Annotated in this window: 15 protein-coding genes; 5 read left to right on the plus strand and 10 right to left on the minus strand. The window is 56.1% G+C overall.

The features are described 5' to 3' along the window. Position 1: 1 nt before the first annotated feature. From J4D97_RS19220 to J4D97_RS19235, 4 genes are all read right to left on the minus strand, one after another. Positions 2-3,439, minus strand: coding sequence for an efflux RND transporter permease subunit (locus tag J4D97_RS19220; protein ID WP_208308984.1), 3,438 nt, complete (start codon positions 3,437-3,439; stop codon positions 2-4). Between the two features lie 98 nt (positions 3,440-3,537). Further along, complete coding sequence (locus J4D97_RS19225) at positions 3,538-4,677, minus strand: efflux RND transporter periplasmic adaptor subunit (RefSeq protein WP_208308985.1); 1,140 nt, start codon at positions 4,675-4,677, stop codon at positions 3,538-3,540. 79 nt (positions 4,678-4,756) lie between these two features. Then, complete coding sequence (locus J4D97_RS19230; protein WP_208308986.1) at positions 4,757-6,301, minus strand: TolC family protein; 1,545 nt, start codon at positions 6,299-6,301, stop codon at positions 4,757-4,759. A 33-nt stretch (positions 6,302-6,334) separates the two neighbouring features. Then, complete coding sequence (locus J4D97_RS19235) at positions 6,335-6,946, minus strand: TetR/AcrR family transcriptional regulator (RefSeq protein ID WP_208308987.1); 612 nt, start codon at positions 6,944-6,946, stop codon at positions 6,335-6,337. Between the two features lie 208 nt (positions 6,947-7,154). Here J4D97_RS19235 and ispF point away from each other — a divergent pair, with 208 nt between their 5' ends. The 3 genes from ispF (at position 7,155) to J4D97_RS19250 (ending at position 10,920) form a co-directional block, all read left to right on the plus strand. Then, positions 7,155-7,634, plus strand: coding sequence for a 2-C-methyl-D-erythritol 2,4-cyclodiphosphate synthase (ispF, locus tag J4D97_RS19240; protein ID WP_208308988.1), 480 nt, complete (start codon positions 7,155-7,157; stop codon positions 7,632-7,634). Positions 7,635-7,714: 80 nt separating this feature from the next. Beyond that, positions 7,715-9,403: a M28 family peptidase gene (locus J4D97_RS19245; RefSeq protein WP_208308989.1), complete on the plus strand. Its 1,689-nt coding sequence runs from the start codon at positions 7,715-7,717 to the stop codon at positions 9,401-9,403. Between the two features lie 146 nt (positions 9,404-9,549). Next, positions 9,550-10,920 carry a LutB/LldF family L-lactate oxidation iron-sulfur protein gene (locus J4D97_RS19250; RefSeq protein ID WP_208308990.1) on the plus strand — a complete coding sequence of 457 codons (1,371 nt, stop codon included), beginning with the start codon at positions 9,550-9,552 and terminating at the stop codon, positions 10,918-10,920. A gap of 13 nt (positions 10,921-10,933) precedes the next feature. Here the strand turns inward: J4D97_RS19250 and sdaAA are convergent, their stop codons facing one another. Together sdaAA and msrB are read right to left on the minus strand one after the other, a co-directional pair. Beyond that, entirely contained in the window at positions 10,934-11,839 is a 906-nt protein-coding gene (sdaAA, locus tag J4D97_RS19255) for an L-serine ammonia-lyase, iron-sulfur-dependent, subunit alpha (protein ID WP_185282251.1), read from the minus strand. A gap of 173 nt (positions 11,840-12,012) precedes the next feature. Then, positions 12,013-12,474: a peptide-methionine (R)-S-oxide reductase MsrB gene (gene msrB / locus J4D97_RS19260; RefSeq protein WP_185282250.1), complete on the minus strand. Its 462-nt coding sequence runs from the start codon at positions 12,472-12,474 to the stop codon at positions 12,013-12,015. 145 nt (positions 12,475-12,619) lie between these two features. Here msrB and J4D97_RS19265 point away from each other — a divergent pair, with 145 nt between their 5' ends. Beyond that, entirely contained in the window at positions 12,620-14,149 is a 1,530-nt protein-coding gene (locus J4D97_RS19265) for an NAD(P)H-hydrate dehydratase (protein WP_208308991.1), read from the plus strand. 33 nt (positions 14,150-14,182) lie between these two features. Here J4D97_RS19265 and J4D97_RS19270 read toward each other — a convergent pair whose 3' ends face one another. The 3 genes from J4D97_RS19270 to pafA form a co-directional block, all read right to left on the minus strand. Beyond that, positions 14,183-15,067 (minus strand): UbiA family prenyltransferase, encoded by an 885-nt coding sequence (locus J4D97_RS19270; RefSeq protein ID WP_208308992.1) that lies wholly within the window; start codon positions 15,065-15,067, stop codon positions 14,183-14,185. Positions 15,068-15,206: 139 nt separating this feature from the next. Next, entirely contained in the window at positions 15,207-15,791 is a 585-nt protein-coding gene (locus J4D97_RS19275) for an inorganic diphosphatase (RefSeq protein WP_185282247.1), read from the minus strand. Positions 15,792-15,958: 167 nt separating this feature from the next. Continuing rightward, positions 15,959-17,668, minus strand: a complete 1,710-nt coding sequence (gene pafA / locus J4D97_RS19280; protein ID WP_208308993.1) for an alkaline phosphatase PafA — start codon at positions 17,666-17,668, stop codon at positions 15,959-15,961. A gap of 150 nt (positions 17,669-17,818) precedes the next feature. Between pafA and J4D97_RS19285 the strand changes: the two genes are divergently transcribed. Further along, entirely contained in the window at positions 17,819-18,547 is a 729-nt protein-coding gene (locus J4D97_RS19285; RefSeq protein ID WP_208308994.1) for an HAD family hydrolase, read from the plus strand. 162 nt (positions 18,548-18,709) lie between these two features. Here the strand turns inward: J4D97_RS19285 and atpG are convergent, their stop codons facing one another. Continuing rightward, on the minus strand, positions 18,710-19,594 hold the full coding sequence (gene atpG / locus J4D97_RS19290; RefSeq protein ID WP_208308995.1) for an ATP synthase F1 subunit gamma: 885 nt from the start codon (positions 19,592-19,594) through the stop codon (positions 18,710-18,712). Positions 19,595-19,677 lie beyond the last annotated feature (83 nt).

Genomic DNA, 19,677 nt, shown 5'->3' on the forward strand with positions numbered 1-19,677 from the left:
ATTACGCTTCGGCCAGCACCGGTGGGCGAGCGGCCCGCACCTCCTCCGCATCGGCCGGCGCCTCGCGCGGAGCGTCGGGGTCGACGCCCGTAAGCTTGGCCCGTAGCCGCTCGTTGAGCAGGTACATAACGGGGACTACCAACAGGGTGATAATGGTTGCAAACACCAACCCGAAAATAATTGTCCAAGCCAGCGGCCCCCAGAACACCACCGATTCTCCGCCGATAAAGAAGTTGGGGTGACCCGAGTTGAACAACTCGTAAAAGTCGATATTCAGACCAATAGCCAGCGGAATCAGGCCCAATGTGGCGGCCGTGGCCGTCAGGATTACCGGGTTCAGACGCGTGCGGCCGGCCAGGACAATGGCTTCGCGCAACTTCATGCCCTGCGAGCGGAGCATATCGGTGAATTCGACCAGCAGAATGCCATTCTTCACCACAATACCGGCCAGAGCAATAATCCCTACCCCAGTCATCACAATACTGATGTTCATGCCCGTGATAGCCAAGCCCAACATCACCCCGATTACGGAGAAAATAATTTCCGTGAGGATGATAATCGGCTTGCTCACCGAGTTGAACTGCGTAACCAGCACCAAGAAAATCAGGCCGATGGCGCCGATGGCCGCAATGCCCAGGAACGAACTAGTTTCCTGCTGGTCTTCCTGCGCGCCACCCATTCGGATGGTGTAGCCGGGCGGGGTAGGGAAGGATTTCAGCGCCTGCTCGATGTTGCGCACCACGTCGGGGCCGGTGAAACCGCCCAGCACGTTCGAGGAAATCGTAATCACGCGCTTGGTGTCCTTGCGCTTGATGCCACCGTAGGTAGTACCGTACTTCACATCAGCCACCGAGGAGATGGGCACCTGGCGTACTTGGCCGGTCGCGTCGCGGAAGGTCAGGGGCGAGTTCAGGATGGCATCTACGTCGTTGCGGTAGGGCTCAGCGTAGCGCACCTGGATGGGATATTCATCATCAGGAGTCTTGAATTTGCTGGCCTCGAAACCGTAGATGGCCGTGCGCACCTCGGAGCCAATCTGGGCCGTGCTGATGCCCTCGCGGTTGGCGCGGGTCCGGTTGATGTCAACGGCAATTTCGGGGTTGCGGTCTTCCAAGTTGGAACGTAGCTGCTCGATGCCGCCAATGTTGAGCGAGTCGACGTAGCGCGTTACTTTCTTGGAGAGCTTGGCGAGGGTAGGATAATCATCACCAGCCACTTCGATGGCAATTTCCTTACCCACGGGCGGGCCGCTGGCTTCCTTGTCCACCGAAATTTCGGCACCCGGAATACCTTTCACCACCTCCCGGATCTTGTTCATGTACTCGCTGGTGGCCGGACCGGTCCGCTCGCTGGTTTCCTTGAACGCCACGCCAATCTTCGCCAGGTTGGACTGCGACACGCCAGTAGCCGTAGCTTCGCCAGGGTCGCCGGCACCAATGGCCACGTTGGTAATCACCGATTCCACATCGTGGTTTTCGCGACCAATCACGCCGTAAATGCGGCGCTCCAGAATGCGGGCCACCGAGTCCGTTACCTCTACCCGCGTGCCCACTGGCATTTTCAGGTAGGTGTAGATGAATTTGGGGTCACCGCTAGGGAAGAATTCCACCTTGGGCGAGCGGGCGCCCACGGCGAAGAACGCCACTACAAACAGCACCAACATGCTTACCATAATGGCTATCGGCCAGTTGAGCGCCCAGCGTACCAGGCTTTGGTAACCGTTTTGGAAGCGGGGCAGCACTTTCATTTGGAAGCCCGCAATCAGCTTCACCAACACGTAGTTGTTCAGGAAAATGAAGGCCAGCAGCGTCAGCATTAGGTTGCCCAAGAAGGTAGAGCCGCTGAGGTAGCCAATGACCGCAATGACTGCCACAGCACCAATCGACAGCTTAGCCAGTGTAGACAACTCGCGCCAAGCTACCACCTTGCCGCCGTGGTTTTCCTCGCGCTCCATAAACGACACGGCAAATACCGGGTTCATGATGAAGGCCACAATCAGCGACGACATCAGCGTAAGAATCAAGGTAACAGGTAGGTAGAACATGAACGAGCCCACAATACCCGGCCAGAACATCAGCGGCACGAAGGGTGCTACCGTCGTCAGGGTACCGGCCAACACGGGCACGAACACTTCGCCGGCAGCATACTTAGCAGCCTGAGCCGTTGTCATTTCGGGGTGCTCGTGCAGCAGGCGGTGGGTGTTTTCAATTACCACAATGGCGTCGTCGACCACAATGCCCAGCGCCAGCAGGAAGGCGAAGAGTACAATCATGTTCAGCGAGAAGTCGAGGGTAGGCAGCAGCACGAAGGCCAAGAACATCGACAGCGGCACCGACAAACCCACAAACAGGGCGTTGGTAGTGCCCATGAAGAACATCAGAATCAGCGTCACCAGCAGGAAGCCGATGATGATGGTGTTGATCAAGTCGTTGAGCGTCACGCGGGTGTCGTTCGAGGTGTCGCCCGTCACGGTGATGGTCAGCTCCTTGGGTAGGGTTTTCTCGGCATCGGCAATAATCGTTTTGATCTTATCCGAAGCTTCAATCAGGTTTTCGCCCTGGCGCTTCACCACGTTCAGGGTAATGGCGGTTTTGCCATCCAAGCGAGCATAGGATTCGCGGTCTTTAAAAGCATCGGTCACCGTGGCAATATCGCCCAGGCGAATGGCCGAACCGTTCAGGTTCTTGATCTGGATATCGGCAATGTTGGCGGCGTTGGCGTACTGCCCAGCCACGCGCACGGCGCGTTTCTGGTCGCCCACGTCCACCGAGCCACCCGAGATGGTGATGTTCTCGCGGGCAATGGCGTTGCTGATGTCGGTGAAGCTGAGGCGGGAAGCACGCAAGCGGTTCAGGTCTACATCTACGTTCACCTGCTGCTCTAGGGCACCCACAATGTCTACCCGCGTGATTTCGGGTAGGGCTTCAATCTTATCCTGAAAGTCGTCAGCGTAGCTTTTCAACTGGCTCAGGGGCAGGTTGCCAGCCAGGTTGATGTACATAATTGGCTGCTCGGAGATATTCACCTCCTGCACCGTGGGCGGGGCCGGTAAGTCGTTGGGCAGCTCAGAGCTGGCTTTGTCCACCGCGTCTTTAATGAGCTGCTTGGCATACTGCACATCCACGCCAGAGTTGAATTCTACGTCCACAATGGCGTAGTCTTGGTTGGAGGTGGAGTTGATTTTCTTCACCCCATTCACGCTCTTAATCTCCTTTTCGAGCTGACGCGTCACCAGGTTTTCAATGTCGGTGGGCGAGGTGCCGGGATACACCGTGGCCACGATGATGCGCGGAATCACGATATCCGGAAACTTCTCCTTGCCGAGCTTGATGTACGCAAACACCCCCGCAATGCACAAGATCAGCGTGATGATGTAGATGCTCGTCTTGTTATTGATGGACCAACTGGTGGGCCCAAATTCTTTTTCTATATCCTGCATACTGGTAGGCGTAGGGGCGGCTTGCAGCCGCCCGTCGTTGTTTATTCGCACTCATCATTCTACCGCCTTCGTTCACAACGGGCGGCTGCAAGCCGCCCCTACAGTGAAACGACTTGTCCCTCGTTCAGATTCTGATAGCCCGCTGATACTACTTGGTCGTCGGCTTTCAGGCCGCTGGTCACTTCCACTTTGCCGTTGTAGGTGGCACCGGTTTCGATAACGCGCTTGGCCGCTATTTTCTGCTGGCCTTTATTTTCTACCACATACACATAGCTGTTCTGCTCGTCGCGCTGCACCAAGTCTACGGGTAGCACGGTGGCGTTCTGGCTGTTATAGTTCTGAATGCGTACGGTGGCTACCATGTTGGGGCGCAGCTTCACAGCGGCTGAGCTATTCAGGCGCAACTCAATCGTGAAGGTGCGGCTAGTAGGGTTGATGATGCTGCTGACCGTGCGCACCGTGGCGGAGATATTCTCCTCGCCCATGTCGGGGATACTTACCAAGGCTTTGTCGCCGGGCTTGATGTTGTTGGAGTAGGCTTCCGAGATGTCGGCCACAATCTTGCCGCTACTGCCGCTGAGCAGGCGCACCACCGGCGAACCAGGTCCCGACGACTCCCCTACCTTGGCCGGCACGTCATCCACGGTGCCTGCGAAGGGCGCCCGCACGTTGTACTGGTCGCGCTGCCGCTGCTGGGTGGTGAGGTTATTCTTGAGCGCCTCATAGTTGTTTTTGGCCTGCAAATACTGCACTTCGGTCCCGATTTCCTGGTCCCAGAGGCGCTTCTGCTTTTCGTAGATCACGCGGGCCAAGTCCATGCGGGTGCGCAGCTCAGCAATACCGGATTCCAGCACCGCCGCGTCTAGGGTAGCCAGAATCTGGCCTTTGCCTACCCGGTCGCCGCGCTGCACGCGGATGCTGGTGATAGTGCCAGGTGCCCGCGGCGACACGTTGGCATTCTCATCAAAATCGGCCCTACCCTGCACTTCCAAATAGCTGGCAAAGTTCTCGGGCTGCACATTAAGTACTGATACGGGCACGGCCTGCGCGGCCGCGTTGGCTTCTTTGGCGCCGGTTTTGGCTTCCAAATCCGCAATTTTAGCCTGAGTGGCGGCTTGCTCTTTTTTGAGTTCCGCCAACCGGGCGGCCGGGTCTTTGTCGCCCTGACCGCAGGAGGCGGTGAACAGGCTGATAGCCACTAGCTGATAGCTGATAGCTTTAAAGGAGGAGCGTTTCATATAAGATGAGGAGGAGTATCTGAAAAAAAAAGCTAACAGCCAATAGCTACTAGCTATCAGCTTATTTAGCGTAGACAGCTTATTTCGTGTACAGCGTGCCGCTGGCTTTGTCGTAATCGACTTTGGCGACCAACGCATCATAGAGTGCCGAGTAGTAGTTGGTTTGGGCCTGGCGCAGGTCGGTTTCGGCCGTAATCAGCTCCACGTTGGAGCCTACCCCCTCCTGAAACTTGATTTTGGCTACCCGTGCTACTTCCGTAGCCAGGTCCAGGTTGGCGCGCTGGTTAGCCAGCACATCCAGGTCGTTTTGTAGCGTGGTCTGGCTCTGAGTGCGTTGTAGGTCAATGCTCTGTTGCAGGGTAGTAAAGCCCGTATTTACCTGCTTCAGCGTCAGCTTAGCTGTTTGCACCTGGTACTTCTTGCGGAAACCATCGAAAACCGGGATTTGCAACTGCAAGCCCACATTGCCGAAGGCAAACCAGTTCTGGTTGGGGAACTGCGTCTTTGAATCTATCGAACCTGCTCCGCGGAACTCCATTAAGGTAGGTAGCGAACGGGCCGAACCCAAGAAGCCATAGGCACCAATCAGGTTGAGGGTAGGCAAGTAGCCGGCTTTCTGATTGCGTACGTCTAGCGCAGCCAGGTCGCGTTGAGTTTCCAGCACCGAGTACTCAATGCGGTTTTGATAGTTGAAATCAGCATCAGCCTGAACAAGACTCTGCTTTAGGCGCTCAGCATCCAGCACGGCCGTGCTCAGCGAATCGGTGAGCTGCACGGGCTGGCGCTGGTCGAGGCCCATCTGGAACTTCAGCAGCGCCACGCTCAGCTCAATCAGGCGCTCGGCGTTTTGCTGCTCAATGCGCAGGTTGTTGCGCTGCACTTGCAGACGCTGCACGTCCAGCTTCTCAACAAAACCAGCTTCAAATGTCTTCTGGGTCTGATAAAGCAGCGTATCTAGGCGGGCCACGTTGCGGGACAGCAAATCTAGCCGTTGCCCGGCTACTAACGTGCTGTAGTAGGCTTTCGATACTTGCTCTACTACATCAATTTCACTCTGTTTGGTCTGCTTCACCGACAACTGCTGATATACTTTAGCCGCTTTCAGGCCCAGGAGGTAGGAACCGTTGAAAAGCTGCTGCGACGCTGAGGCAGAGGCATTGCCTTGCCACTGGAAGCCCAACGATAGTGCCGTAGGCGGCGCCGGCACGTAGGGGTCGTAGGTAGGCGGTAGATTCACTACTTGCCCGTTTTGTGCGCTTGCTACCGCTTCTGGCGTGAGGGCAGCACCTGTTAGTGGACCTTGCCCACCACCAAAAGCGCCGAAGTCAACCAGGGAGCGTTGCAGCTTGTAATTGTCCGTTATGGAAGAAGACACATTTATCTGCGGCAGGCCCTGCGACTTTACCTGTCCTACCTGCGCGGCGGCCAGCTGCTGGTCGATACGCGTAGACTGGAGCGTGGATTTATTCTTGACGGCGTAGTCGATAGCCTGTGGCAACGACAGCGCCATGGGAGCAGTGGTGGCTACGGGCTGACCAGTGGCCGGTGTTTGAGCCAGTAGCTCGTGCAGACTCAGGAAACCCAGCACTGCAAGTAGCAGCAGTAGGCGGCAAATGTTTTTCATATAGGAAAAGAGCGAGGGAACACTTGGGAGAGGCTACTCGGCCTCTGTTAGTTGCCGGTATTGGTTGATGAGCTTATGACCTTTCAGGGAGGAAATGCCGAGTAAAAAATGCTCCAGGCATACCGTGTGCAGCTGAATCAGCTCAAACTGCCGGTTCGGAAAAATATCGGGGTTGAAGCATAAGTCTATTTCCGCCAGGCGCAGGCGCCCCAGCACGGCCAAGTCCAGATCTGCGCGGTACACGCCTTCGGCCATGCCCCGCTCCAGATTTTCAATTATTTTTTGCAGTAAGAAGGTCTTTTTATGCTCTTCAAACAGCGCCCAGGCCTGCGGGTGGTATTTCTGCAAATCGTAGAAGATGCTGGGGTGCAATTCACTCAGAAACTGTCGGTGCCACTGCATCAATTGAAACATTTCTTCCAGTGCATTCGCAGCGCCTTTGGTAGGGACTTCGCAGGTTGACTCCTCTACAAGATGCTGCTGGATGGAGGTCTGCACAATCTCATCCTTGTTGCTGAACCATTTATAGAGGGTCTTTTTCGACATGGCCAGGTGGTTGGCAATGTCATCCATTGATACGCTTCGGACGCCGTTACGCATAAACAACTCCCTGGCAGCGTGTAATATCCGGTCTTTTGTTTCCATACTCACGCTGCAAAGGTACATCGGAAACTTTAATTGATTCCAAAGTTTCCATCTGTTTTTTTCAGCAACTCCTTCTATTGCCGGTGCAGACGTATAGCGCCGCGCAATATTTTACCCTCGTTATACTTTTTTTCACTGCGCGCTCATATGCCCTGAGTCTGACGAGGGCCGTATCTTGGGGCCTTCATTTCTATTCCTTGCTTTTCCTATGAAAATCCGAACTGGCTTCGGCTACGACGTTCATCAGCTTCGGGAGGGCCTACCCTTCTGGCTTGGTGGTATTCAGGTGCCGCACACGCACGGCGCCCTGGGTCATTCCGACGCCGACGTGCTCATCCACGTTATCTGCGATGCGCTGCTGGGCGCCGCCAACCTGCGCGACATCGGCTTTCACTTCCCCGACACCGACCCGCAGTACAAGGGCATTGACAGCAAGCGCCTGCTGGCCGAAGTAGTGCGCCTGCTATGCGAGAAAAACTACCAGATCAGCAACATCGACTCTACCATTTGCCTGGAAGCGCCCAAGGTAAATCCGCATATCCCGGAAATGCAGCGCGTGCTGGCCGAGGTGATGGGTATAGCCGAAGAGGACATCAGCATTAAAGCCACTACCACCGAAAAGCTGGGCTTTGTAGGCCGCCGCGAGGGTGTAGCCGCCTACGCTTCGGTGCTGATTATGCAGCAATAGGTCGTCATTTCTCCTGTTGGTCGGAATGACGACCCATCGAATAACGTTCTGCTAAAAACAAAATCTCCAAGACCCAACGAATGAACAAACCCTCTCTCCTAACCCTGCTGCTGGCAGCGTGCTGCACAACGGCCAGCGTGGCGCAGCAGCCTAAGAAAATTAAAGTAAAGCACAAGCGCGGCGCTCAGACCGAAATCCCTACCACCCCGCCCCAGCAATCGGCCCCTCAAACGGTGCTGCCCGCCAGCTCCGACCTGGCCGCTACCTACGCCCAGACCATTACGCAGGAAGATTTGCGCAAGCACCTGAGCATCATTGCCTCGGATGCGTACGAAGGCCGCGAAACCGGCGAAAAAGGCCAGAAAATGGCTGCCGAATACATAGCCAACCGTTTCAAAGAGTTGGGGCTGACAGGCCCCGTGCAGGGCTCCGACAATCCCTACCTCCAGCACTTCACCATGGAGCGCAGCACCTGGGCCGATGGCGCTACGCTGAAAGTGGCCGGTCAGACCTACCAGTGGCTCCAGGATTTTTACGGCATGGGTACCTCGCCCTTCCAGCAGGAAACCACGGTGCAGCCCGTGTTTGTGGGCTACGGCATCGAGCAGGACGACTACTCCGACTACACCGGCCTCGATGTGAAAGGGAAAGACCTGATTATGTTGATTGGGGAGCCCACCAACACCCAAAATCAGCCATTGCTAGGCAAAGACGGCAACCCCAGCAAGTGGGGTACTGATTACCGGGCGAAGGCGGCACTGGCTATCCAGAAAGGCGCCCGTAGCGTGTTTTTCGTTGATTTCAACCCCAACAGCAACTTCCAGAAGCTAGCGGCGCGCATGGCGGGCTACATCAATCGGCCTAGCATTGCTTTCAAGGATGCCCAGAAGACGCCGCGTGCTACCATGTTCTTTGTGTCGCCGCAGATAGGGTACAAGATGTTGGGCACTACGGCTGCGGCCGTTACCAAGTATCAGCAGAGCATCACCAAGGCGGGCAAACAGGTGGTGGCGCCCTTCAAGCCCACCAAATTCAGCATTAAGGCGCCCCGCAAAACCGAGGATTTCACCACTGAAAACGTGCTGGGCTACCTCGAAGGAACTGACAAGAAGGACGAGTTGCTGGTGCTCTCGGCTCACTACGACCACATCGGCATCACGAATGGCGAGGTGAACAATGGCGCTGACGACGATGGCTCGGGCACGGTATCGGTGCTGGAAATGGCAGAGGCCTTCACCAAGGCTAAGGCAGAAGGCCATGGCCCACGTCGTAGCATCCTGTTCCTAACCGTAACGGGTGAGGAAAAAGGCCTGCTGGGCTCGGAGTACTACACCGACCACCCCGTATTCCCGCTGGAAAGCACCGTGGCCGACCTAAACACCGACATGGTGGGCCGCACCGACAAGGAGCACGAAGGCCAACCTACCTATGTGTATGTGATTGGCTCTGACAAGCTTTCCTCGGAGCTACACACCATTTTGCAGGAGGAAAACCAGAAGCACGACAACATCAACCTGGACTTCCGCTTCAACGACCCACAGGACCCCAACCGGTTCTACTACCGCTCCGACCACTATAATTTCGCTAAGCACAAAATTCCGGTAGCATTCTTCTTCAACGGCGTACACGACGACTACCATGGTGCTGGCGATGAAGTCGATAAAATCGAGTTTCAGAAAATGGAGCCCCGCGCCCGCTTGGTGTTCTACACCGCCTGGGACCTAGCTAATCGGGATAAGCGGATTGTGGTAGATTCCAACAAGCCGTAGTTTCATTCGTTGGATAACTGTCATCCTGAGCACAGCGAAGGACTTTTTATATAAGCACAAGTCGTTGTTGTACTTGCTGTTCATGTGTGAGAAGGTCCTTCGCAGGCTCAGGATGACAGCTATTTTCTCTTTTCCCTCTTCAGCACATGAAGTTCACCCAATTCCTCGCGGACTCCGAGTCGAAAGCCTTTGACCTGGAGCACCGCCGCAAGATTCGCTTCAACATTGGCAAGTACAACGCGGCCGTGCAAACCGGCCTCGGTTTCTACCACGACCACGAGCTAGCGCGGGAAAGAGCGTCCTACCTCAAAGCCAAGGTGATGAATCACTTGGATGAGTACCTGCTGGAGTTTGAGCGCAACTTCACGGCGCGGGGTGGCAAGGTGATTTGGGCGCAGGATGCGCAGGAGGCATTGTTGGAGGTAGGCAAAATTATGTCCCGGCGCAAAGCCCGCACGGTGGTGAAGGCCAAGAGCATGACCACCGAAGAGATTCACCTGAACGATTTCCTCGGCAAAAACGGCATCGACTCTATCGAAACCGACTTAGGCGAGTACATCGTGCAGCTGAACGGCGAGCGGCCCTACCATATCGTGACGCCGGCCATGCACCTAAGCAAGAAGGACATTGCCGATATCTTCGTGAAGCACTTGGGCATCGAGCATACCGATGACGCTCAGCAACTAGTGCTCACCGCCCGTCACCTCCTACGCGACAAATACACGCAAGCGGAGGTAGGCATCACCGGTGGTAACTTTTTGATTGCGGATACCGGCGCCGTAGCCGTGACCGAGAACGAAGGCAATGCCCGCTTGTCGGCCACTTTTCCGCGCACGCATATTGCCATTGTGGGCATCGAGAAGGTAATTCCGAAGCTCCAGGACCTGGATTTGTTCTGGCCCCTGCTCAGCACAAGCGGCACTGGCCAGCAAGTAACGGTGTATAACACCATTTACACAGGGCCGCGCCAGCCGTTGGAAAAAGACGGCCCCGAGGAAATGTACGTGGTGTTACTCGACAACGGCCGCACCAACCTACTGGCCCAACCCGACAAGCGTGAGGCCCTGCACTGCATCCGCTGCGGCGCCTGCCTCAACGTGTGCCCGGTCTACAAAAACATCGGCGGCCACACCTACGAAACCACGTATTCTGGCCCCATTGGCTCCGTTATTTCGCCTCACTTATCGGGCCTCGCTGAAAATAAGCACTTAAGCTACGCCAGCAGCCTGTGTGGGGCCTGCACCTCGGTGTGTCCGGTGAAAATCAACATTCACAACCTGCTACTCAAAAACCGGCAGCAGAGCGTACAAGAAGGTATGGCTGATTCGGAAGAAACCCGCGCCATCTACTTCTGGAAACTGGCAATGCTGAACCGCCGCCTACTAAACCTGCTACCCGCTCGTGCCAAGAACTGGGCCCTGTTCCGAATGCTAACGCTGGTAGGTTGGAACAAGCGCCGCGAGGCGTTGGAGGTAGCGCCGAAGTCGTTTAATAAGCTGTGGCGGGAGCGGCGGTAAGCCTTGCTAGCGCCTACCCTGCTTCCTCGTCCGGCAAAATCTGCACATCCTGCACCAGCACCATTCGTTCAATTTCGCGGCCGCGGGTGGTGTTGGCCAGGCCGCCCAAGGCGGTTTCCTTGTAGCGAGTTTCCATGCTTTGGCCTACCTCGCCCAAGGCCGCTACACACTGATCTACGGGGATTACTGGGTCGACGCCGGCAATAGCAATCTGGGCCGAACTGAAGGCAATGGCCGCTGCCGAAGCATTGCGCACCACACAAGGCACTTCCACCAGCCCTGCCACCGGGTCGCAGACCAGGCCCAACATACATTGAATGGTGATGGCCACGGCCGCAAACACCTCGTCTACCGAGCCGCCTAGGCAGTACACGATGGCGCCGGAGCCCATAGCCGCCGCGCTACCCGTTTCGGCTTGGCACCCGCCCACGGCACCCGCCAACGAGGCATTCTGCTCGATGATAAGCGCAATGCCCGCCGCTACTAGCAGGCCCTCTAGTATCTTCCGGTCATCTAGCTGGTGCTGCTCTTGCAACGTAACCAGCACTCCGGGCAAGATACCCGAGGCGCCGGCCGTAGGCGCCGCCACTACCCTACCCATGCACGAGTTCACCTCTTTGGCACCCAGTGCCCGCGTCACGAGCTGTTTGAACTCGGGCGAGAGCACCGTGACCGGCGAAGCGGCAATTTTACGGGCGCCATTGTTGACCATGCCCGAACGTGACACCATGTTTTGCGTCAGGCCGGTTTGCACGGCGTCGCGCATCACATCGTAGGCGCGTTGCAGCCCCGGCCAGATATCCGCTTCGGCACGCCCTTTTTGCTCTATCTCGTAGGCCAATACGGGCTGAAAAAGAGCCTCGCCAGTTGCCTCGCAGTGCGCCTGCCAGCTGGCAAAATCAGTGAATAGGAGCGACATGCGTTGGAAATGACAGGTTATGGAATAGCTAATACTTGAAATTGGGTAGGCGGTAGTATTTTCCGATTATCGCCTACATCCTGCACTACAAAATTCAACAGAATTTTCCGTCAAAAACAGAGAGCAGCCGGGTTTCGCGGCTGCTCTCTGGGGTAGGGCACGAAGCGCGGCTGTTAGACGGCTGTTTCCTTGGCTTCTACCAGTTTGATAGAAGCCGAATTGATGCACAGGCGCAGGCCGCTCGGAGCCGGGCCATCAGGGAAAACGTGGCCTTGGTGCGCGTCGCATACGTTGCAGAGCACTTCCACGCGCACCATGCCATAGCTGGTGTCTTTCTTATACTTAATAGCGCTTTCTTCTACAGGCTGGGTGAAGCTGGGCCAGCCGGTGCCCGACTCGAACTTCGTACGCGAATCGTAGAGCGGGGTGCCGCAGCACACGCAGGCATAAAGGCCAGCTTCGTGCGCCTCGCAGTACTCGCCCGTGAAAGCGCGCTCGGTGCCGTGCTCGCGGGTTACGTGGTACTGCTCGGGAGTGAGCTGCTCGCGCCATTCAGCGTTGGTTTTCTCTACCCGACGGGGCGGGGTAGGGCTACCGTGGTTGGCCAGCCGGATAACATCGTTCCAGGTTTGCATATGGGTTGGTTTTGAAGTTCAGGACAGAATATACAGGTGAAAACGCGGAACACAGGCTCGAAGTTTATTTTCGGCTCACCACGGGGTCTTTTTGTCCGTAAGATGCAGGATAGTGCTTCTGCCCTGCCTTCTACTTCCTAACTCTATGAAAATCCTTAGCGCCGACCAAACGCACGCCGCCGACCAAGCTACTATCAAAACCGACCGCATTTCCTCTCTTGACCTCATGGAACGCGCCGCTACTGCGCTGGCCGATTGGCTGATGAACCGCCTCTCGCCCACCGAAGCAGGCGAAACGCACCTACTGTGCGGCCCCGGTAACAACGGCGGCGACGGGCTGGTAGTGGCACGACACCTACACACAGCGGGCTATCAGGTGCGCGTATGGCTTTTACCCACTGAGAAGCGTTCGGCTGACTGCCAAGCCAACCTCGACCGACTACCCGCCAACGTACCACGAGCCGAGGTAGGGGAAGACGCCCTCCCTACCCTACCCGACGGGGCATTAGTAGTAGATGCTCTGTTTGGTACAGGGCTTAGTCGACCACTAGAGGGAGTGGCCGCCGCGCTGGTTCGCTACCTCAACAAGGCCAAAGCCCGCGTGCTGTCGGTGGATATTCCCTCCGGACTGTTCACCGACGCACCTCAACCTGCTGATAGCATGATTGTGCGAGCCTACCACACCGTCAGCTTCGAGCTGCCCAAGCTGGCCTTCCTCCTACCCCACCATGCCGAGTACGTGGGCCAGTGGCATTTGCTACCCATCGGCCTCGACACAAAATTTCTCGCGAAAGCGAAAGTTGACCAGTATTTCGTAGACGCCGCTTTCGTAGCGGGTAAGCTGCCGCGTCGTGCTATGTTTTCGCACAAGGGTTTGTATGGTCATGCGTTGCTGCTGGCGGGTAGCAAGGGAAAAATCGGAGCCTGTGTGCTGGCTACGCGGGCTTGCTTGCGTAGCGGGGTAGGCTTGCTTACGGTACGTACGCCCAGTATAGGCTACGATGTGCTGCAAACTTCGGCACCGGAAGCCATGGCGTTGGTTGACCCTAATCAAGAGCACCTTACAGAGCTGCCCCCGCTGAAATCGTACGACGCTGTGGGCATAGGGCCGGGCATGGGACAGGAAGATGCCACGAAGGCCGTATTGGAACAGTTGCTACGAGAGGCTGGTGAGCAGCACATCGCCCTGGTATTAGATGCTGATGCGTTGAATTTGCTAGGAGCAAACCGCGAGTTGCTCGACTTACTTCCGCCCGATACGGTACTCACGCCCCATCCTAAGGAATTCGAACGCCTCACAGAGCCCGCCCGCGACGACTACCACCGCCTGAAGCTGTTGCGCAACTTCTGCCAGAAACACCGCTGCTACTGCGTACTGAAAGGCGCCTACACTTGCCTCGGCACTCCCGATGGCACCCTATATTTTAATAGTACCGGTAGCCCTGGCATGGCCAGTGGCGGCTCCGGCGACGCCCTCACGGGTGTGCTCACCGCCCTACGTGCTCAAAGCAACCATCTTAGTCCTCTCGATGCCTGCCTGCTAGGCGTCTATGCCCACGGCCGCGCTGGCACACTAGCTGCCGAGGCGCTAGGCGAAGCCGGCAGCCTCGCCCACGACCTTATTGAAAAGCTAGGATTGGCTTTTGAGGAGTTAACTGCACCGGAGGAGTGGTGAAGTGGGAAGATGATGAATGAAAAACTCACCATCTCACATCGCCCAGTACACCGCCAAGAAATACACAATCATAACGCCATCCGTAAGCAGGGCGAAGTAATAATCTGGGCGTGTTTCGTCGGCATACCAGATAACGGCGGCAGCCAGAGCAGCTGGCAGCAACAGCAGCATGCCTTGGCGCAGGGTGAGGTTGTGGGGGAGTAGCATGCACGATATCAGTAACGCCGCCAGTGCTATCCATTTGGTGGCGCGCACGCCAAATACCCCCGGAAATGTATAGGTGCCCGTGAGGCGGTCTTTGGTGTAGTCGCGGATGTCGAAGACGAAGGCTAGCGCTAGAATCAGGAAGAAGCGGCGGGCGAAGAGCAACTGCAACTCGGGCGTGCTGAGTGGGATACCCAGGTACAGCGCCGGCACCCACACCGTGACAGCGGCCCATACATAAGCAATTAGAAATACCTTGAGCAGGGGTAGGTCGCGCAGGGCACGCCATTTCCCCCGAACCCGCACCAAGGGTAGGGAATACAGTACCGAAATTAGGGCCAGGTGAGCCAGAAAGCCAATCAGGTGCAGCCAGCCGTCGTAAAAAAACAGAGCACCAGCCCCGGCCAGCGACACCAGGGCCAGCCCAAATAGCTCGCGCCGATGCTGCCGCATCCACAGCTTGCGCTCCGAGAGCACCAGCTTCTGGCTGTATTTGTAAGGTAATACGCTATCGAGATTATAGAGAAAAAGCGTCGCCGCGAAAATCAGACCCGCCAGCCGGGGCGGAATGTGCACCCGCCAGAACAAAAACGACGCCCACGTAAGCGCCACGGCTGCCAGCGCCAGCCACGTGCTGCTGTACAGCACTGCATTGGTAGCGCGTTTCAGCGTGGCGGGCCAGGTAGGCGCGTGGGTAGTGGAGGAGTCGCGCATGCAAAGAGAACAAAGAGCTGGCGGCAAGATAAGGCCCTGTAGTCCGACGGCGAGGTAGGGCCAAGCATAATGGCGTACAACAAGAAACCCACCGGTAGGCCGGTGGGTTTTGTAAGTATAGCACGAACAACAGTTGGTACTACGCTTTGGTCGAAGTTTCAGCTACTGAATCGGCCGCGACATTTTCTTTGCTAAACGTGGTATTATACAGCGTGATGCTTTCTTCAATGATGCGGTAGGCCTGCTCGCGGCCCATAAAGCGCTCCACTGTTACTTGCTTGTGCTCCAAAGCCTTGTAGTCTTCAAAGAAGCGTTGCATCTCCAAGAGCATGTGGGGAGGTAGGTCTTCCAGCTCGTTGAAGTGATTAACGGAAATGTCGTGGGCAGCTACAGCAATAATTTTGTCGTCTTCCTCATCGCCGTCAATCATTTGCATCACGCCAATAACTTTGGCTTCTACCACGCACATGGGCACTAGGTCCACAGAGCACAGCACCAGAATATCGAGCGGGTCTTTGTCGTCGCAGTAGGTCTGCGGAATGAAGCCGTAGGCGGCGGGATAATGCACAGCCGAGAACAGCACGCGGTCTAGTTTCAGCAGGCCGCTATCCTTGTCCAGTTCATATTTTGCTTTCGAACCTTTGGGGATTTCGATAATGCCGTTTACCAGCGTCGGGGCATTTTCGCCGCGTGATACGTCGTGCCAGGGGTTAAACTTAGCCATTGAGGGTAAAAAGTATTTAGTAGGGAATTATGCAGTGGTGGGCGTGTGCTGTACGGATAGCATTGAGCTATGTTGGGCTTGTATTCCGCGAAGTTGCGTGTTTTTCCCAAGATAGCCTTATACGGCACTAAAACGAAAAACAGCAGCCACAATTTCTAAAAATCATACTACCAGTTCAGGACTTCCTGCAATGGCTGACCGGTGCAGCCGTCAGGCTCCTGAATATGTAGCCACCGCGCTACGGTGGGCGCAATGTCTGGTATCACAGCCGGCGCCGCCGAGGCGCCGTGCTTCACGTGCCAGCCCCAAAATAGCATGGGCACGTGGGTATCGTAGGCCGAGGCCGAGCCGTGGGTGGTGCCTTTGTTGGGAGCAGGGTAGGAACCCGATTCCAGCCAGCCGGGCTCCAGCACCACCAGCACGTCGCCGGAACGCTTCGGGAAATACCCGTTTTCCAGGTACATCAGCATTCCGCTTTCCCAGTGCGACTTCTGCACGTCGTCGGCGGTGATGGCGCGCGTGACGCCCGCAAATTGCAGCATAATGCTGGCTACTTCGTCCTGCATCAGGCGCAAGTCCAGTTTCTTCTGCGCAATAAGTGGCCGGTTCAGGTACACTTGCTGGTTTTCGTACGTGAGCACCCAATTGCCGGCACCGTGGCGGCGTACCAGTTCGTGCTGCACCGAGTCGCGCATAAAGCGTGGCCCTACCGCGCCGGCTGGAATTTTCTTATCAATTAGAAAATTAGGCGAATGCGCGGCCCCGTGGTCGGCGGTTAGAAACACCAGTGTATTGCCTTTCCCCAGGGTTTTGTCGAGGTAGGCTAGCAGGCGGGCAATGTCCTGGTCGAGGCGCAGGTAGGTGTCTTCGGCTTCAATGGAATTCGGCCCAAACTGGTGCCCCACGTAGTCGGTAGACGAAAAGCTGACCGGCATAAAGTCCGTGATGCCGCGCTGGCCCAACTGCTCGGCCCGCACTGCTTCCATCGCCAGCTCCGCCACCAGCGTGTTGCCGAAGGGGGTAGAGCGCACCACATCCAGGTTCGTAACAGGCACTGGCTCACCTGCATCGCGCAACTTAGCGGCCACCGAGGCATCGGGTAAGCCGCTCAATTGGGGTAGGTTGTGCGGGAACACAGGCTTGGCTTCTCCCCTGAAAGAACCTTCCCACGGCACATCGTCGGGCGTGCTTTCGGTGTATTGTTCAATGGGTAGGAGCGTTTGCCAAGGCCGGCTCAGGTACTGCGCCGGCAGCTTCCGGTCGTTGAACGCCTTTACCCATTCGGGCAGGCTATTCTGATAAAAAGTGCTCGAAATAAAGGAGCCCGTCTTGCCATCGTACCAGTACGCCGCGTTGGCGGTGTGTCCACCGGGCAACACAGAGCCGCGGTCTTTGATACACACGGCAATCGTTTTGTTATGGAAGTTGGTAGCCAAGCGCAGCTCATCGGTGATGGTCGTGGTCAACATGTGGCGCGGCGACTGTTGCCCTACCGTGCCCGTGCTCCCCACTGTCTGCACAGTATTGTCTTCGGTTACATAGGTATTCTTACCCGCCTCGCGCTCATACCAATCGTTGCCGATGATGCCGTGCACCGAGGGTGTAGTGCCTGTGTAGATGCTGGCGTGGCCCGGTCCAGTATAGGTAGGCACGTAATTGTAATGGGCATTTTCGTAGCTGAATCCTTCGCCCAGCAAACGCCGAAACCCGTCTTTACCATACTTGTCCCAGTAGCGGTAGAGGTAGTCGTAACGCATCTGGTCTACCACAATACCCACCACCAGTTTGGGACGCTCTAACTTCTGAGAGGATTTTTTTTGCGCGATGGCAGGTAGTGCCAACGCTGCTGCTAGTAGGAAAGACAGACTTTTTTTCAAATCACAGACAAAATGCAGATGCCGTAGCACCCCGGTTTAGACGGGTCAAAGATAGACTCTGCGCGTTAAAATGTTGCTTTCCTTAGTCAAAAGTGGACTGTTTGCGTAAGCGGAAGCACGTTATCTTTTAGTTACCTTCTTCCCTACCCTATGGCCCAGGCATCCGACTATGCCCTCATCTTCGACATGGATGGGGTTATTGTCAATAATACCGACATCCAAGCTCATGCCTTTCAGATGTTATTCCGAGACTTAGGACTAACCACAAACGCACGCCAATTACTTGAACGTTTGAATGGCATGCCCGCTGGTGCCATTCTTCGATCAGTTTTTCGACATCCCGTGCCGGAGGAAGATATTGAGCGCTACACGGCCCAACGGGAATTTCTCTACCGCACGCTCTATTGGGACGACCGCCAAGAAGTAAGCGGCCTCACGCCGTTTCTGGAAGCCGCCCGCACTGCGGGGTTCCGCATTGCCCTCGGCACCGGCTCCGGCAACGACACCATTAGCTACATCATTGACCACCTCAACCTACGCCGCTATTTCGACGAGCTAATTACCAAGGATGACGTGGACCGGGGCAAACCCCACGGCGACACGTATTCCGTGGCGGCAGAAAAGGTAGGCATTCCACCTGAGCGTTGCTTGGTGTTTGAGGATGCCATCATGGGCGAGCAAGCTGCTTACAAAGCCGGTATGCGCTGCCTATGCCTCAGCACCAGCGTATCGGCCGACAAGTTTCAAGCGCCAATTCGCGTCATCAAGGACTTCACGGAAATCACGCCCGCCGACATTCTGGAGCTGTTGGAACAGAATACGCCCGTGCCTACCCCCAGCAAGGAGCTAGCCAGCCGACAGTACGCACAGGAAGCATAGACTGTCATTCCAAACGCAGTGAGTAATTTAAGTTTACTCATTGCTGAATGTACTTAAATTCCTCACTGCCTTCAGAATGACAGCTTAGTTTACCGAAGCATAAAGAAGAAAGCCCGTTTCTGAAACAGAAACGGGCTTTCTTGTGGTAATCAGCAGGTCAACTTACCCAGCGGCTAGCGCCTCAGCACCACCCACGATTTCGAGAATTTCGGTGGTAATGGCTGCCTGACGCGTCCGGTTGTAAGTCAGTTTCAACGATTTCAGCAGTTCACCAGCGTTGTCGGTAGCTTTGTCCATGGCCGTCATACGGGCGCCATGCTCCGAAGCGTTGCTTTCCAATACGGCCTTATACAGCTGTATCTTCAACGACTGCGGAATCAGCGTCTGTACAATTTCCTCTTTCGAGGGCTCGAACAGGTAATCGACGTTGGTAGTAGCCGTTTCCTCGGTAGCCTCAGCGGGTACCAGGGGCAACAACTGCTCGGTGCGCACAATTTGCGTGGCCACGTTCCGGAACTCGTTGTACACCATCACCACTTGGTCGAAGTCGCCGTTGCGGAAGCCATCCATTGCTTGCTCCGCCGCTGCACGTACCGTGTCGAACGACAGTTGCGTGAACACATGACCATAGCTGCCCAACGTGGGTAGGCGACGACCAAAGTAATCCTGCGCCTTCCGGCCAATGGCCATCACGGTTACGTTGCCAGCAGCAGCCTGCGCGGCATATTGCTCGCGCAGCAAGGCATTCACGCCCTTGAAGATGTTGCTATTGAAAGCACCCGCCAAGCCACGGTCCGACGTAATGGCGATAACCAATATCCGATGCGCGTCGCGCTGCTCCGCGTATTCGCTCACCATCTCGCCGCCAGTTAGGCCCGTTAGGTTTGCCAGAATGCCGTTGAGGCGCTGAGCGTAGGGGCGCATCCGCAGAATATTATCCTGGGCCCGACGCAACTTAGCAGCCGCCACCATCTTCATGGCTTTGGTGATCTGCTGCGTACTCTGCACCGATACGATGCGGTTGCGGACTTCTTTTAAGCTAGCCATTTTGTTAAAATAAGTTGTCAGTTGCTAGTTGTCGGTTGTCAGTTTGGATGAGCTTTCGCCTTGTCCTGACAACTGACAACCAA

Source organism: Hymenobacter defluvii (genome assembly GCF_017589435.1).
Lineage (GTDB): Bacteria > Bacteroidota > Bacteroidia > Cytophagales > Hymenobacteraceae > Hymenobacter > Hymenobacter profundi.

Bases quoted from the DNA above. Each gene is read 5' to 3' on its own strand.
- J4D97_RS19220 (WP_208308984.1), bottom strand. From the start codon at position 3,439: ATGCAGGATATAGAAAAAGAATTTGGGCCCACCAGTTGGTCCATCAAT.
- J4D97_RS19225 (WP_208308985.1), bottom strand. From the start codon at position 4,677: ATGAAACGCTCCTCCTTTAAAGCTATCAGCTATCAGCTAGTGGCTATC.
- J4D97_RS19230 (WP_208308986.1), bottom strand. From the start codon at position 6,301: ATGAAAAACATTTGCCGCCTACTGCTGCTACTTGCAGTGCTGGGTTTC.
- J4D97_RS19235 (WP_208308987.1), bottom strand. From the start codon at position 6,946: ATGGAAACAAAAGACCGGATATTACACGCTGCCAGGGAGTTGTTTATG.
- ispF (WP_208308988.1), top strand. From the start codon at position 7,155: ATGAAAATCCGAACTGGCTTCGGCTACGACGTTCATCAGCTTCGGGAG.
- J4D97_RS19245 (WP_208308989.1), top strand. From the start codon at position 7,715: ATGAACAAACCCTCTCTCCTAACCCTGCTGCTGGCAGCGTGCTGCACA.
- J4D97_RS19250 (WP_208308990.1), top strand. From the start codon at position 9,550: ATGAAGTTCACCCAATTCCTCGCGGACTCCGAGTCGAAAGCCTTTGAC.
- sdaAA (WP_185282251.1), bottom strand. From the start codon at position 11,839: ATGTCGCTCCTATTCACTGATTTTGCCAGCTGGCAGGCGCACTGCGAG.
- msrB (WP_185282250.1), bottom strand. From the start codon at position 12,474: ATGCAAACCTGGAACGATGTTATCCGGCTGGCCAACCACGGTAGCCCT.
- J4D97_RS19265 (WP_208308991.1), top strand. From the start codon at position 12,620: ATGAAAATCCTTAGCGCCGACCAAACGCACGCCGCCGACCAAGCTACT.
- J4D97_RS19270 (WP_208308992.1), bottom strand. From the start codon at position 15,067: ATGCGCGACTCCTCCACTACCCACGCGCCTACCTGGCCCGCCACGCTG.
- J4D97_RS19275 (WP_185282247.1), bottom strand. From the start codon at position 15,791: ATGGCTAAGTTTAACCCCTGGCACGACGTATCACGCGGCGAAAATGCC.
- J4D97_RS19285 (WP_208308994.1), top strand. From the start codon at position 17,819: ATGGCCCAGGCATCCGACTATGCCCTCATCTTCGACATGGATGGGGTT.
- atpG (WP_208308995.1), bottom strand. From the start codon at position 19,594: ATGGCTAGCTTAAAAGAAGTCCGCAACCGCATCGTATCGGTGCAGAGT.